14 protein-coding genes are annotated in these 14,990 nt (G+C 60.6%); 8 read left to right on the top strand and 6 right to left on the bottom strand.

What is annotated here, in order from left to right; genetic code table 11:
* The first annotated feature begins 21 nt into the window (after nucleotides 1-21).
* The 3 genes from nusG (at nucleotide 22) to FIU90_RS04390 (ending at nucleotide 3,267) form a co-directional block, all read left to right on the top strand.
* Nucleotides 22-558, top strand: a complete 537-nt coding sequence (nusG, locus tag FIU90_RS04380; protein WP_152433674.1) for a transcription termination/antitermination protein NusG — start codon at nucleotides 22-24, stop codon at nucleotides 556-558.
* 159 nt (nucleotides 559-717) lie between these two features.
* Complete coding sequence (locus FIU90_RS04385; RefSeq protein ID WP_152433675.1) at nucleotides 718-2,325, top strand: hypothetical protein; 1,608 nt, start codon at nucleotides 718-720, stop codon at nucleotides 2,323-2,325.
* 78 nt (nucleotides 2,326-2,403) lie between these two features.
* Nucleotides 2,404-3,267 (top strand): phytanoyl-CoA dioxygenase family protein, encoded by an 864-nt coding sequence (locus FIU90_RS04390; protein ID WP_152433676.1) that lies wholly within the window; start codon nucleotides 2,404-2,406, stop codon nucleotides 3,265-3,267.
* A 10-nt stretch (nucleotides 3,268-3,277) separates the two neighbouring features.
* Here the strand turns inward: FIU90_RS04390 and FIU90_RS04395 are convergent, their stop codons facing one another.
* From FIU90_RS04395 to FIU90_RS04410, 4 genes are all read right to left on the bottom strand, one after another.
* The gene (locus FIU90_RS04395) at nucleotides 3,278-4,117 is read right to left on the bottom strand and encodes a hypothetical protein (protein ID WP_152433677.1); all 840 of its coding nucleotides are present in this window, start codon (nucleotides 4,115-4,117) and stop codon (nucleotides 3,278-3,280) included.
* Nucleotides 4,114-4,572, bottom strand: a complete 459-nt coding sequence (locus FIU90_RS04400) for an ABA4-like family protein (RefSeq protein ID WP_152433678.1) — start codon at nucleotides 4,570-4,572, stop codon at nucleotides 4,114-4,116. The genes FIU90_RS04395 and FIU90_RS04400 overlap by 4 nt, the downstream gene beginning before the upstream one ends.
* A gap of 80 nt (nucleotides 4,573-4,652) precedes the next feature.
* Nucleotides 4,653-5,333, bottom strand: a complete 681-nt coding sequence (locus FIU90_RS04405; RefSeq protein ID WP_152433679.1) for a PspA/IM30 family protein — start codon at nucleotides 5,331-5,333, stop codon at nucleotides 4,653-4,655.
* 148 nt (nucleotides 5,334-5,481) lie between these two features.
* The gene (locus tag FIU90_RS04410; RefSeq protein WP_152433680.1) at nucleotides 5,482-5,763 is read right to left on the bottom strand and encodes a PilZ domain-containing protein; all 282 of its coding nucleotides are present in this window, start codon (nucleotides 5,761-5,763) and stop codon (nucleotides 5,482-5,484) included.
* A gap of 277 nt (nucleotides 5,764-6,040) precedes the next feature.
* Between FIU90_RS04410 and rplK the strand changes: the two genes are divergently transcribed.
* The 3 genes from rplK to FIU90_RS04425 all read left to right on the top strand — a co-directional run bounded on the left by rplK (nucleotide 6,041) and on the right by FIU90_RS04425 (nucleotide 7,536).
* Nucleotides 6,041-6,469, top strand: coding sequence for a 50S ribosomal protein L11 (gene rplK / locus FIU90_RS04415; RefSeq protein WP_152433681.1), 429 nt, complete (start codon nucleotides 6,041-6,043; stop codon nucleotides 6,467-6,469).
* 4 nt (nucleotides 6,470-6,473) lie between these two features.
* Nucleotides 6,474-7,166, top strand: a complete 693-nt coding sequence (gene rplA / locus FIU90_RS04420) for a 50S ribosomal protein L1 (RefSeq protein ID WP_152433682.1) — start codon at nucleotides 6,474-6,476, stop codon at nucleotides 7,164-7,166.
* A gap of 148 nt (nucleotides 7,167-7,314) precedes the next feature.
* Nucleotides 7,315-7,536, top strand: coding sequence for a hypothetical protein (locus tag FIU90_RS04425; protein ID WP_152433683.1), 222 nt, complete (start codon nucleotides 7,315-7,317; stop codon nucleotides 7,534-7,536).
* Nucleotides 7,537-7,548: 12 nt separating this feature from the next.
* Here FIU90_RS04425 and FIU90_RS04430 read toward each other — a convergent pair whose 3' ends face one another.
* A complete protein-coding gene (locus tag FIU90_RS04430; RefSeq protein ID WP_152433684.1) occupies nucleotides 7,549-8,310 on the bottom strand; it encodes a molybdopterin-binding protein in 762 nt (253 codons plus the stop codon).
* 49 nt (nucleotides 8,311-8,359) lie between these two features.
* On the bottom strand, nucleotides 8,360-9,868 hold the full coding sequence (locus FIU90_RS04435; RefSeq protein ID WP_152433685.1) for an NAD(P)/FAD-dependent oxidoreductase: 1,509 nt from the start codon (nucleotides 9,866-9,868) through the stop codon (nucleotides 8,360-8,362).
* A 119-nt stretch (nucleotides 9,869-9,987) separates the two neighbouring features.
* On the opposite strand from FIU90_RS04435, the gene FIU90_RS04440 reads away from it, so the two are divergent.
* Nucleotides 9,988-12,021 carry a TonB-dependent siderophore receptor gene (locus FIU90_RS04440; protein ID WP_152433686.1) on the top strand — a complete coding sequence of 678 codons (2,034 nt, stop codon included), beginning with the start codon at nucleotides 9,988-9,990 and terminating at the stop codon, nucleotides 12,019-12,021.
* Between the two features lie 204 nt (nucleotides 12,022-12,225).
* Nucleotides 12,226-14,760, top strand: coding sequence for a TonB-dependent receptor (locus FIU90_RS04445; protein ID WP_152433687.1), 2,535 nt, complete (start codon nucleotides 12,226-12,228; stop codon nucleotides 14,758-14,760).
* Nucleotides 14,761-14,990: the final 230 nt, after the last annotated feature.

Raw genomic sequence — 14,990 nt, forward strand, 5'->3', positions numbered from 1 at the left:
GCTTCATTTCAAGGATAACCAATGGCTCGCTGGTACATCATCCACGCTTATTCCGGTTTTGAGAACAAGGTCAAAGAATCGATCCTAGCCGAAGCCGAGCGGCTCGGCCTGTCGGAAGGCGTCGAGGAAGTCGAGGTTCCGACCGAAACCGTCACCGAGGTGAAGCGCGGCAAGAAGGTCCAGGTCGAACGCAAGTTCATGCCAGGCTATGTCCTCGCCAAGCTCAACATGACCGACGACGTCTATCACCTCGTGAAGAACACCCCGAAGGTGACGGGCTTTCTGGGCAGCGGCAACAAGCCGCAGCCGATCAGCGAAAAAGAGGCCGCGCGCTATTTCGGCGGCGTGGAAGAAGCCAAGGCCGCGCCCAAGAAAGACATCAACGTCGATTACGAGATCGGCGACCAGGTCAAGGTGCTCGACGGCCCCTTCGCCAGCTTCAATGGCGTGGTCGAGGAGCTCGATTTCGACAAGGCGAAAGTCAAGGTGTCGGTCTCGATCTTCGGCCGGGCTACCCCGGTCGAGCTCGATTTCGAACAGGTCGAACTGGTCAAGTAGACCCGGATTTACCACACAGGATTATGGAAGGGCGTCGGTGCACAACCGGCGCCCTTTTTGCGTTTCTGCCACCAGTATTGGCGGGCAGACTTGCGTTGTCGTCTTTGTGCTATGTCGGATTGCCGATCGGAGGCATTGTGTGTCGGGAGGGAGGCACCGATGTTCGCTAGACTTATCCCGCCCGCGCTCGCTCTATGCGCGAGCACAGTTCTGCCGCCAGCACTGTCCGCGCAGCCGACCGTTATCCAGACTGAAGAGCCGTGTAGGGATTTCGGCTGGATCATCGGAACGTGGCACTCATATTCTCCTTGGGGAGATCAGAGTAAACCAACCGGAGGCACTTTGATCTTCACCATAGGAGCGGACGGTGCGCTTGAAGGTCGCATCGGGCAGCTCAATGATTACATGGAGGAAATCGGCTACAAACCCGGTATGGTGGTCTATCGCGGGTTCCGTGAGGTCTATTATTACGGACCCGACGGCGGAACCGTTTACCAGTCATTTTCCGGGGAAGTACTGGACATAGGTTCCAACGGGCCGGAGTGGCGCGAAAATACAATCGGGGTCAAGCCCGACGGAGTTCTGTACCAGTCCTCCACGGCCTTTGGCGACTTTGCGGGGCCCTATCGCAAGCACGACTCGATACCGACGGGACTATGCGCGCCGCCGAAACAGCCGACCGAAGAGCGCGTCCCTGCGCGGAAAAGCGAAACGGCGATGCTTCGCGAAATCCTCGATCCCGACGACAGCCTCCCCCCGATCATTCTCAATCCCGATCCGTGCAGGGAAGGCGACCTCCCGCGCCAGTCCCTCGACGAGGTGATGCAGCAGTGGGACGACGACACCGATCTGATGAAGCGATTGGAAGCCGAGCGCGCCCTGGACGCGGTCCGCTATCCCTTGCGCGAAATGCTCGATACGCTGATCTTCGCGCTGATGTTCGAGCCCGTTCCTGAAAGGCGCGCCGCGCTGAAAGAGCGGGGCGACACATTGCACGACATGCTGCGGCGCATCGATGACGAATATGCATCGGATGCTGCGGCTCAGGCTCCGGTCGAAGAGCAGCGTACGACCAACAAATGCATCATCAAGACTGACACGGTTCTGATCGATCTCGAGCGCAGGGCGGCAAGACGACGGGCTGCGCAAGCGAACGCGGCAGACCGCTCGGGCGATCAGTCTCTGGAAGTTGTTTCGGTGAGACAGGATGTCCAGGGTCTCGTCCCCGGACTCTATAGTGGCGAGGACGAGGAAACCCGGATTGCCAATCTGCGCGACCTCAAGACGCGTCTCGAAAGTCTGCCCGCCGACGATCCCGCGCGTGCAGAATTGGAACGCAATTACATGCTGCGCTATTCGCGGCTGACGCAGGAATACGAAGCAGTGCGCGAGCTACAACGGTCAAGCGACCTGACTCCAGAACTGGCAGCAGATTATGCCGCGCGCGAAAAGCGGTTGTTCGGACAGTTCGAAGAATTCGGACATGAAGATGATGCTGTGCTCTACGAAATGTTCGAGAATATTAAGGACACGTACGCTCCGGGGTTCAACCGGAAAGGCGATGACACCCCGATCGGTGAAGATTTCATGAGAATGTCGCAAGCATTCGAGGACGCACTCGATGAATGGGAGCGGACGCCGGAAGATCTCTACCGTTCAGGCGCTGGAAGGTCGTTGCGTTCTGCACTCGACCGCGCATTTGCCGATGGCTGGACCTATGATCATGGAACCAACCAGATCGTCCCCAACGCGCGGCCGTCTGAATAGGAGAGGGGCCGCACTTCCGCTTGGCGCTCACCGGTTTGGCGATTAGTCTCTTGACGAGGCAGAGAGAGGCTTGCGCTGATGGCCACATTGGCTGAAACCAACCGCCACGACATAGCCCCCTATCTCGGCGGCCGCTCGCTCGACGAGGTGTTCGAGCAGTTCGACCGCGATGGCTATGTCATATTCGAAAACGTGCTCGATGAAGCCGCGGTCCAGCGGCAGGTCGAGGCGCTTGAGGTGTGGCTGTCAAAGGACTTGCGCGGGCGCAACAATTTCGAAGGCGCCGATTCCAACCGTATCTACGCGATGCTGGCCAAGGATCCGGTCTTCGCAGAGCTTGTCTCGCATCCCTTGCAGATCGCCTTTGCCGAGCGCGAGCTGGGCACATCGTTCCTGATCTATGCCTGCCTTGCGATCAATCTGCTGCCCGGCGAGACAGCGCAGCCCTGGCATTTCGATGACAGCCACTGCGGGCTCGCGCGGCCGCGCGCACCGCTCAGCCTCTCGACCTTCTGGTCGCTGACCGAGACCACGCAGGAGAACGGCGCGACCGAGATCATTCCGGGCAGCCACCTGTGGGGAGAGGAGCGGCCCGAGGGCGCCTCTGCGCCCGAGGATTTCCTGACCGGCAAGACCGACAAAGAAGACGGTGTCGGCAATGTCGAAGGCGCGATCAAGGCGACCATGCCGGCAGGCTCGCTGATGCTCGCCAAGGGCACGCTGTGGCATCGCGGCGGGGCGAACCGTTCGAACGACCGCCGATTGATCGTCACCCCGCAGTTCTGCATGGGATGGTGCCGCCCGCTCGAGCAGCAATTGCTCGCCGTCCCGCCCGAGAAGGCCGCAAAGCTGCCGGAGCGGGTGCAGGAGATGCTGGGCTATTCAATCCATGAACCATTCATGGGCTATGTCGACGGCATGCATCCAAAGAGGGTGCTTTAAGACATCTAGTTCAGACCGGCCAGAACGGCTGGCCTGCACGGGCCTGCAGATAGAGAGCGATGGCAAGGCCAAGCTGGAGCGCCGCCACGCCCGCAACCACCCATTTCGCGTTCCAGCCCCGCCGGTCGGCGAGCCATCCGGCAAACGGCACTGTCTGCATCATGTGAAGGCTCACGAAATGGGCAGGCCGCAAATCGCCATATTCGCGGCTCCAGCCGAAGAACGGCACCGTCGCTCCGCCCCCTTCGAGCGACGCGCCGACATAGCGGCTGGTCGACGACATCGCGAAACCGAAATAGAGCGTTGCGAAGAAAGCGATCGAAAGCCCGACGATAGTCCCCAGCCACAGTCCGTAGCGCGAGCGATCGCCCTTGCGCCACACTTGCACCGCTACGGCCAAAGCGATCGCCATGAGCAGAAATGCTCCAAGACCCATCAGGCCGTACATCAGTGCTTCGAATCCGCTGTCGAAGTTGAAATGCGAACGTTTGGCCTGGGCAGCCTGAAGGGTCACCCAAACGTATTCGAACAAGAGCGCAGCTGCCGCAAGGTAGCTAAATACAAGCAGTATCGGTCCTTTGCGCACGTCGCGCGGCAAAAGCTGGATCAGGACCGCAATGGTCAGGAAATGCAGGCCGAGCGAAATGTTGAACTTCTGCGGCTTGGTCCAGACGTGCGCACTATCGAGCAGGCGGGTGTCGATCAACCACGCCGGGAAAAACACCACAAAGCTTGCAAACATAAAGACTGCGAGCGTCAGGTTCAGCCGGGTCACATGATCGTCGTCGAGCGTCGGGACCAGCGCCATCCAGCTGGAGTGCTGAGGCGATGCGGTGGTTGCGGTGCTCATGCGGGTGCTCCCTTTGGCATTCCCTCGTGTTCCGGCTTGCGGAAATGGCCAGCGCGCATCGCGAGGAAGGTGGCGAGCCCAACCGGTCCGAACATGAAGGTTGCGATGAGGATCGGTGCCTGGATCAGGCGGTTCACCCCGATCTTGTCCGCTTCGACTGCGATCCAGCCTCCGATAAAGAGGTCGAAGGCGAGATAGTGCACCCAGCCAGCGAGCAGCATTTCCTCTTTCCCGAGGAGCGCGCGCACCTGATCGAGCGATCCATAGCCTCCCCCTTCGACGCTGAAGAAGTGCGTCATCGCGAGACCTGCGTAGAGCAGGCTCAGCCCGAACGGGATGATGTAGCGCGGCACCGCCAGCAGGAGCGGCCACCGGCGCGGCAGGAAAATGAGAATGAGCCAGCCCAGCATTGCTGCCTGACCGGCCCATCCGAAGTACTGATCTGGTGTCGGCAATTCGCCTCTCCTTGGATGGAGGGCGTATTGCTAACCTAACACACCTCGCGCGACAAGAGCGCTGAATGCGAAATCCGCGATTACTTTGCCTTCTTTCGCGGCGCCCGCTTGGTCGGAGCCTTCTTCGAGCCGCCTTTCAGCTTTTCTATTTCGGCATCGATGGAGCTCGCGCGACGCATCTCGTCGATCTCGCGATCGACGCTTGCATTAGTGCGCGCGGCGGCGCTGTCCTCCGTCGCGAACTCGGCACGCTTTTCGAGCGTCGAGATGCGGTTGAGGTGGCTTTCTGCCTTGCTCGCCTTGCCGCCGGTGCTGCGGCAGGCGGAGCTGTCAGCAGCCGCTTGCGCGCGGGCCTGTTCGCGGGTGTCTTCGCGCTTGGCCTCGAGTTCGGCAATGGCTTCTTCGATCTCTGCAAGGTCGCTTTCTGCTTTGGCGATGTCGTCCTTGAGCTGGCCGATGGTCTCGCGGCAATCCTCGCGGGCCATCAGCGCCTGCCGGGCGAGGTCTTCGCGGTCGTGATCCATCGCGGCCTTGGCCTTGTCGCTCCAGTCCGCCTCACGCATTTCGTTCTGCGTGAGCGACGCCTCGAGCCGCTTCTTGTGCTGGCGGGTCTTGGTCCGCTCGCCTTCCAGGGCGATGATCGCTTCTTCGATCTCGCGCCGGAGCTGGTTCAGCATCTTGGCCGGATTGGACGCAGCCTCGATCGCGCTGGTGACGTTGCTGGAAATCAGTTCTTTGACCTGGATTGCGACACGAAACATGCGAAATACCCCCTAATTCAGTCCCTTGTTGGCAGCCATATGCCAAGCAAAGTCTTGCATTATCGTGAAAATCGCGCGCGAAATTGCATGCGAGCGACATGCTGGGGCATGCCTCTGCAAGGATCCGCCACGACCGTCGAATGGCTGGCTAGGCGACTTTCTCTACGGGCACGGGCGGGCTGGTCGCCTGATTGCGGTAGAACTCCAGCCCCGCTTCACCGTCATGCGTCCAGACAATGCGCGCTGCTGCGAACATTTGCTTGGTTTGCAGCACGACGTCTTCTTCGCCGTCGATGGGTTTCTGGATTGCGACCTTCGCCCCGCCTTCGGAAAGGTTGGCTAGTCGCGCGGGCACCGGGCCTGTGCGCGTTATAAGTACTGCCGACCAGATGAGGCGCCCGCGCTCTCCGGCTCTATTCTTTCTGACCATGTTGCGACCTTTTTGTTTTTTGGGTCATCAGCACCGCTACGCGCTTCCCCTTAAGAATCGGTTCATCGCCCGGACGAAGCGGCACTTGCGACATTTCGCGGGGCCAGACTCTTTTCTTGCACTTCGCGCCAGAAACGCTATGTGCGCCGCGTCTCGTCAAATCGATGGGAAACCGTGCGGGAGGCAAGCGCAACGCTCGCCGCTGGACCGCTTAACATGAGAGCGCGCCCAGGGTCCGGTTTCGGACCCGCGTTCGATAGTGCGAAAGGAAGGCCTCATGGCCAAGAAAATCGAAGGCTATATCAAACTGCAGGTGCCCGCCGGCACCGCCAACCCTTCACCCCCGATCGGCCCGGCACTGGGTCAGCGCGGCGTCAACATCATGGAATTCTGCAAGGCGTTCAATGCTGCGACGCAGGACATGGAAAAGAACGCCCCGATCCCGACCACGATCACCGTCTATGCGGACCGTTCGTTCACCTTCACCACCAAGACCCCGCCTGCGTCCTATCTCCTGAAGAAGGCCGCCAAAGTTAAAAAGGGCTCGGGCGAACCGAATAAGGACAAGGTCGGCAAGATCACCCGCGCCCAGCTGAAAGAGATCGCAGAGACCAAGATGAAGGATCTCAACGCGAACGACATCGACCAGGCAATCAAGATCATCGAAGGCTCCGCGCTTTCGATGGGCCTCGAAGTGGAGGGCTGAACCCATGGCTAAACTGACTAAGAAGCAAAAGGCCCTTGCCGAACTCGATCGCGAGAAGCTCTACAGTGTCGATGAGGCAATCGCGACCCTGCGCGAGCACAAGGCAAAGTTCGACGAGACGGTCGAGGTGGCTATGAATTTGGGCGTCGATCCGCGCCACGCCGACCAGATGGTCCGCGGCATGGTCTCGCTCCCGAGCGGAACCGGCAAGGACGTAAAGGTCGCCGTGTTCGCCAAGGGCGACAATGCAGAGAAGGCCAAGGCCGCCGGTGCCGACAAGGTCGGCGCGGAAGACCTCATGGAAGACATGCAGAACGGCAATCTCGATTACGACCGCGTGATCGCGACGCCGGACATGATGGGCGTTGTCGGCCGTCTCGGTAAGGTGCTTGGTCCCAAGGGCCTGATGCCGAACCCCAAGCTCGGCACCGTCACCCCGAACGTTGAGCAGGCCGTGAAGGACGCCAAGGGCGGCCAGGTCGAATTCCGCGTCGAGAAGATGGGCATCATCCACACCGGCATCGGCAAGCTGTCGTTCAAGGACGAGGATCTGAAGGCAAACTTCAAGGCGCTGACCGACGCTGTCGTGAAGGCGAAGCCTTCGGGCGCCAAGGGCAAATTCGTGAAAAAGGTCTCGCTGACCTCGACCATGGGCCCCGGGCTCAAGGTCGACCTGTCGGAGGTCGAAGGCGCGTAATTCATCGCAGCTTCAACCATCGGATCCGAAAAGGGCCGGGAGAGCGTTTCTCCCGGCCCTTTTTCTTTGTGTGCCGTGCATGGAGAGAGACGAATTGAAGGAAACCGGGCGGCCACCCGCGCGTTGGTGAGGCAGAAAGGAAAAACCCATGGATTACAGGGTGGTCTTATTTGCCCTCGGCGTTGGAATGTTCGTCGCTTCATTGCTGTTCAAGGTGTTCGCGCTCGCGCTAGCCGGCGGCGCATTCATGGTGGCCGCGATTGTCCGTGGGTGGGTTAGAAAACAGCGTGCTTTGAGAGCGAAGGTTCGCGATGCGCGGCGCTCCAATCCCGAACTCCACCGTTCGCGTCGCAGCTATTACCTGATGTAAGGGACGCGGCGGTCAGATACCGCCAGGAGTGAAATCCCAGCCATTCTCTGCGAGCCCTTCACACAAGGTGTCGAAGCAGCTTTGCAGGGCGTCGCGATCGGTCGATCTCACGACAAAATTCGATCCAACCTTGCCATTGCGAAAGAACGGATAAGAGCCGATCTGGCATTTTTCGTGCGCCTGCTCGACTTCGCGCAGCAGCGTGGCCACCTCGCTTTCGGGAATGAACCCGCCGACTGTCTCGCTCATAAGCGGTGCGCCGCCTTCGAGCTGTCCGGTTAGCGCATCCAGCATGCCTGCGGTGATGTGCGGGACGCCCGCCATCAGGATCACGTTGCCGCGTCGGATTCCCGGTGCACCCGACATACGGTTGGGAATGAGCTCCGCGCCTTCGGGAACGCGGGCCATACGCAGACGACCTTCATTCAGGCCGCCCTTGTCGGCATAATACCGCTCGAGCAGTGCGCGCGCTTCGGGGTGGATGACCACCGGTACGCCCAGTGCCTTCGCCACCGCATCGACAGTGATATCGTCATGCGTCGGCCCGATGCCGCCGGTTGTGAAGAGATAGTCGTTATCGGCGCGCAGTGCGTTCACCGCCTCGACAATCCTGTCCTCATCGTCTGCAACGACCCGGACTTCGGCAAGCCGGATGCCTTGCACCTGCAGCCAGCTCGCCACCTGGGCGATATTCTTGTCATGTGTGCGGCCGGAGAGGATTTCGTCGCCGATAATGACGAGCCCGGCGGTCCAGATCTTGTCGGAAGAGGTCATGGACAGCGATGTAAGCGAAGCGGCAGGCGGATGCTAGCCGCGCGAGGGCTTATTCCGCGGCCTCCAGTTGCTCATCGGCGCTTTGTGCATTCGCGCCTGCTCGCGTGAAGGTGAGGATACCGTCGTCGACCGGATCCTCGGCCATGCGCTTGCGATCGACCACGTACTCCTGGTTCAGCCTCCAGGGATACTCGATCGAGTTTCGCGGCATGATGTGCTTGCCGCGCTGGATGTAGCCGGATGAGAAATCGAACACATCGTCCTCGACGATCGCGGCCTCCGCCTCGGGCGTTAGCACCGGAGTTGCCAGATCGGTTCCGGTCGCTCGCATGTGATTGAGCACGCGGCAGACAAAATCCGAATTGATGTCGGCTCGCAGGGTCCAGCTCGCGTTCAGATATCCGAACACCACCGCAAGGTTGGGCAGGTTCGAGAACATGCATCCCTTGTAATAGAAGCGTTCATGGAAATTGACCGGTTCGCCGTTCAAGCTGACCGCGATCTTCCCCGCGACGGCAAGCTTCAGGCCGGTGGCCGTGATGATGATATCCGCTTCCAGGAACTCGCCCGAAGTAAGGCGGACACCGCCCTTCTCGAACCTCTCGATATGGCCGGTAACGACCTCGGCCTTTCCGGCTTTCATCGCTTCGAACAGGTCCGCATCGGGGACGAGGCACAGCCGCTGTTCCCACGGATTGTAAGGCGGCGAGAAGGTATCTTTGTCGAACCCGGGTCCAAGCGCCTTTTCGATCTTCTTCCAGAGAGTGTCCTTGACCTTTTCCGGCTTGTCGCGCGCCGTCTTGAATGCATAATCCTGCATCCAGATGTTTTTCTTGCGGGTGATTTTGTAAGCGAGCTTTTCAGGCAGTACCTTGCGCAGGAAATTGGCGATGCCGTCCTTGGCTGGCCGCGAGAACATCCAGGTCGGCGTGCGCTGCAGCATCGTGACCTTGGCGGCCTTCTCTGCCATCGACGGTACGATGGTAACGGCAGTCGCGCCCGATCCGACGACGACGACTTTCCTGCCCTCGTAATCGAGATTCTCGGGCCAGAATTGCGGGTGGATCACCTGGCCTTCGAACTCGCCGAAATCGAAGCCGGGATCGTAGGGCTCGTCATAGTCGTAATAGCCCGAACCGAGATAGAGGAAATTCGCGGTGATGTGCGTGCGCGAACCGTCTTTCAGTTCGATCTCGACATGCCAGCGAGCCTCATCATCGCGGAAATCGGCGGAGATGACCTTGTGGCCGTAGCGGATGTGCCTGCGGATATCGCGTTCATCGACGATGCGGTTCAGATATTCGAGGATCGCAGGCGCATCGGCGATGCTCTTTTCATGCCGCCAAGGCTCAAAGTCGAAGCCCAGTGTGTGCATGTCGCTGTCCGATCGAATGCCGGGATAACGGAACAGGTCCCATGTCCCGCCAAGATTGTCGCGCCTTTCGACGATCGCGTAGGAATGGTGCGGTGCCTTCATTTCCATATGGGCTGCCATTCCGATGCCGGAAATGCCTGCGCCTACGATCAACACGTCGAAATCGGGGGGTGTGGCTAACATCTGCTCAGGTTCTCTCTTCCCTTACTGACAACAATGTAATCACACACGCACTTCAAAAGCGAGTCTTGATGGCATTTTGCAACTGACTTTGAGCGGCGGCTCGGTTAGGCGCTGCGGCCATGACTGCTGCCCCTGCAAGAATCGCCCTGTGTCTCTCGGCCTCGTTTTCCGTTCTCACGCTCTCCTCGCCCGCGAAGGCGCAAGAGGCTGAAGCCGAACGGGAAAGCGAGATCGTCGTTACGGGCGAAGGACTCCGCCAGGCGCCCTCGATAAGCGCCTATGCGATAACCGAACTCGAGCGCGAAGAAATCGTCGCGAGCGCTTCGGGGCGGATCGAGGATGTGTTGGAAAACATTGCTGGCTTTCAGCAGTTCCGCCGTTCGGACAGCCGTTCGTCGAATCCGAGTGCGCAGGGGGTTACCTTGCGCGCGCTGGGAGGCAACGCGACAAGCCGTGCACTGGTGCTGCTCGACGGGGTGCCGATTGCCGATCCTTTTTTCGGATACATTCCGTTGTCGTCGATTTCACCCGACACGTTGAGCCGTGTGCGGGTGACGCGCGGCGGCGGTTCGGGGCCGTTTGGTTCGGGCGCGCTTGCGGGCACGATCGAGCTTCAGAGCGCCGATGCGGCGACACTCGGGCCTGTGTCGGCAAGCCTGCTGGTCAACGACCGCGAGGAAACGGAAGCGAGCGCGGCGTTGGCAAGCAATCTGGGCGGCGGTTTCGGCGTCATCACGGGGCGCTGGGATCGCGGACAGGGTTTCTTCACGACGCCGGAGGGACAACGTGTGCCCGCAACGGCAAGAGCTGCCTTCGACAGCTGGCAGGTCGGTGTGCGCGCCGTCGCGCCGCTTTCCGACACGGTCGAACTGCAGGCCCGCGGAAGCGTGTTCAACGATGCGCGCGCACTGCGTTTCGAAGGTGCGGATTCCACCAGCGAAGGACAGGATGCGAGCCTGCGCATCGTCAGCCGGGGCGAGTGGGAGATCGACGCGCTCGGCTACGTCCAGGCGCGCAACTTCTCCAATGTCGTCATAAGCTCGACCCGCTTCGTGCGCGTTCTCGACCAACGTAACACGCCTTCGACCGGCCTAGGCGGCAAGTTCGAAGTGCGTCCGCCTATCGACGAGGCGCACACGATCCGGATCGGCGTCGATTACCGCCGCGCGGATGGAGAGCTTCAGGAGGAAGCGTACAGCGCTTTCACCGGCGCCCTGCGTGAGCGCCGCCGGGCGGGAGGCACCAACAGCAATCTGGGCATTTTTTTAGAGGATGACTGGCAGATCGGCCCTTTGCTGCTGACCGGCGGGCTACGAGCGGACTACACCAGCATCTCGGACGGCTTCTTCCGCGCCGAAAATGCAAGTGGTGCCATCGTCAATGAAACGATCGCTACCGACCGAAGCGACTGGGCGCTGAGCTGGCGGGCGGGTGCGGTGTTCTACGCAACGCGCAGGCTGGATCTGCGCGCGGCGGCCTATACCGGCCTGCGGTTGCCCACTCTCAATGAGCTTTACCGACCCTTCGTCGTCTTTCCGGTGGTTACGCAGGCCAATGCCGCACTCGAGAACGAGCGGCTCGAAGGGTTCGAACTTGGCCTTTCGTGGCAGCCGGTAAATCCTGTCGTGCTCACACTGACTGCATTCGATAACCGGGTCGAAAACGCCATCGCAAACGTCACCCTCGCGCCCAATCTGCGGCAGCGGCAGAATCTTCCCGCGATTGATGCTCAGGGGATTGAGGGCGCGCTCGCCATCCGGCTGGGCGAGGTCAGCCTGGACGCTTCGTTCGCCTACACCGATGCCTTGGTCGCGGGCGAGGGCACTTCGCTAGCCCTCGACGGAAATCGTCCGCCGCAAACGCCCAATTTTGCCGCCACGGCGACGCTTGCGTGGAAGCCTGCCGAGGGTTGGCGCATTGCAGGGACGCTGCGCCACGTCGGCGCTCAGTTCGAGGATGACCAGGAAACTGACCGCCTTCCTCCCGCAACGACCTTCGACGTCTTTGCCGAGGCGCCCTTGTTCGGCGATCTTAACCTGATCGTTCGCGGCGAGAACCTGCTCGACGAAGAGATCGTCACCCGCAATTCGCGCGGCGCAATCGACCTTGGTGCACCGCGTACCGTCTGGGTAGGGCTAAGGCTGGGTTATTGATGTCTGCCCCCGCGTGCGCAACAATATGACAGCACGACTGCATGCCGCGCACGCATGCTGCGCCGCAACATAACATGTTGCATTTTTGCTACTGTGCTCAAAGAAGCGCAGCGGACTCTTCACACACGCAAACGCGCTGATACTCTCGCCTGCGGAGAGCCCATAAGGCCAACAGGCCGTGGGAAAATGTGGAGAGGAAAATCAATGACACGCAAGTTTGCAGCCTACGCTGCCGGCCTGATGGCCTGCAGTTCGTTCACCGTACCGGCCTTTGCGCAGGACGCTGACGACGACAACGCATCCAACAGCCAAAACGATAGCGTCATTATCGTGACGGCAACCCGCCGCGCCGAAGACGTCCAGGATATTCCTATCGCCGTTACCGCAGTCACGGCGGATACGCTCGACAAGCAGGGCGTCGATAACGTCGCCGAAATCACCCAGGTCTCGCCAAGCTTCTCCACCTCGAACGCACAGATCGCATCGGGTTCGGTCGTGCTGCGTATTCGCGGCGTCGGCACGACGTCGAACAATATCGGCTTCGAAAGCGCGGTCGGTATCTTCATTGACGGCGCGTATCAGTCGCGTCCGGGTGTCGCTCTTTCCGAATTCGTGGACATCGAACGGGTCGAGGTTCTGCGCGGCCCGCAGGGCACCCTGTTCGGGCGCAACACGTCGGCAGGTGCTCTCAACATCACCACCAATCGTCCGGACGTGACCGAATTCAGCGGTTTCGCCAACGCGACTTACGGCAATTTCGATCTCATCAGCATTCAGGGTGCAATCAACGCGCCGCTGGTCGAAGACACGCTCGCCGTGCGCCTTACCGGTGCCTATCGCCAACGCGATGGATATGTCGACGTGGTCGATGCGACCGGTACGAAGATCGGCGAGTCCAACACGATCGACCAGTTCCTCGTTCGCGGCCAGCTTGGCTTTGAAAGCGAAAGCGGTATCACCGTTCGCCTGATCGGCGACTACACCGAGAGCGAGAACCAGTGCTGCTCGGCAGTCGAGCTGCTCGGTGACCAAGGACTCGAAATGACGCTCGCTGGCCTGGGCGGCGGACCGCGCGGCGGGATGGCTGCGCCATTGGTCACCTTCAACCCATTCGACCAGCCGACTGCGGAACAGGTCCTCGACAACCGCATCGCAACCGCGAACCGCCTGCCGCTCGCTGAAGTCGAACAATGGGGCATCACCGGCGAGATCGAAATCCCGCTCGGCGACGATGCCGACATTATCTATATCGGCTCGTACCGCGACTTCTCATCGAGCGAAAATTACGACTCCGACTTCTCGGGCCTCGACGTGTTCGATGTCGATCGGCTGGACACCAAAATCACGACGATGACTCACGAGCTTCGCATCCAGGGCGAAGCATGGGGCGGCCGCCTGCAATGGCTGATCGGCGGTTACTACGCAGACGAGGATATCGATGCGGAAATCGATTTCTCGCTCGGCAGCCAGTTCGATCTGCTTATGGGCGGGCTTTTCGGCGGCGCCCTTGGCCCGGCACCGCTGACCTTGCTGACGGACATTATCAATGATCCGCTCACCCCTGGGAACGGTTTCAGCCCCGATCTCACAACAGCGACGAACGTCTACGCCCAACAAAGCGAAAGCTGGTCGATCTTTACGCACAACGTGATCGAATTGACCGACGGCCTCGATCTGACGATCGGCCTGCGCTACTCGGACGAAAGCAAGACCGGTGGCTTCGTACAGCCGGCCATCAACAACCCGACCTGTCTGACCCTGCTGTCGGATACGGCAACCATCGCCAACACGGTTGGCGCGGCGCTCGTTCCGAGTGTTCTTGGTCTCGGGTGCTTTGCGTTTACCGCGCCAGCGATTGGGACCGACGCGACGCCGTTCCTGCCTCGCGAATTCAATGTTCCGTTCGCTGACGACGAGCTGATCTATACCGGTAAGCTGTCCTACGAGTTCGAAGCGCCGGTCACGGTTTATGCGAGCTTCACGCACGGCTACAAGTCGGGCGGTATCAATCTCGACATCACCGCCAATTCGGGCGGCGCGGATCCGACTTTCCGCTCCGAACTCGTCGATGCTTACGAACTGGGCATGAAAGCCCAGTTCCTCGACGATGCGCTGACCATGAACCTCGCGATCTTCCACGAGGAATTCACGGACTTCCAGGTGCTCGAATTCACGGGCGCGCAGTTCACGACCTTCAACGTGGGTCGCGCGCTGTCGAGCGGTTTCGAGCTGGAATCGGTTTGGCGTCCTGACCGTAACCTCACGATCAATGCGGGCGTGTCTTACACAGATGCGCGCTATCCCGACGATTGCGATGGCGGTCTGACCTCGCCGAACGTGCTGGCCCTGTGCGGCAACTCGCTCACGAACGCGCCGGAGATCGTCGCGATCATGGGCTTCAATTACGAGAAGGACCTCGGCGACTACCTGACCGGGTTCCTGACGGGTCAGGCTCGGTTCGAGGACGATCGCCGTACCTCGACGCAAGCGGTCAACCCGGCCAACCTCGCTGCGCGCCAGCTGGTGCCATTCGATGTCCAGGATTCGAACACGAAGGTGAACCTGCGTGCCGGGATCGGGGCTCAGGACGAGAGCTGGACGCTGGAGGTCTGGGGCACGAACATCTTCGATGAAGTGACCCGCGGCGTGACCTTCAACACGGTGCTGCGCGGCAGCTCGCGTTCGGCCTTCGTACAGGAGCCCGCGACTTACGGCGTGACGCTCCGCGGCAAGTTCTGATCCGAGAGGTCAGATACGGAAAAGGGCGGCTCGGGAAACCGGGCCGCCTTTTTTGTTTGCGCACGCCATCCGGCGCGCGATTTCCTCGCTCATGCGACCTGAAGGTCGCGTCGCTGCGGGCGGCCTTGCAGGTGGCCTTTGGCCAGCTGCGTCTTCGACTTCGCTTCCGCCCTTGCGACGCCTGCGGCGTCGAACCAGAGCCACCTAGCTGCCATGTCGCGGAGCACGGC

This window comes from Erythrobacter sp. THAF29, assembly GCF_009363635.1.
Classification (GTDB): Bacteria; Pseudomonadota; Alphaproteobacteria; order Sphingomonadales; family Sphingomonadaceae; genus Erythrobacter.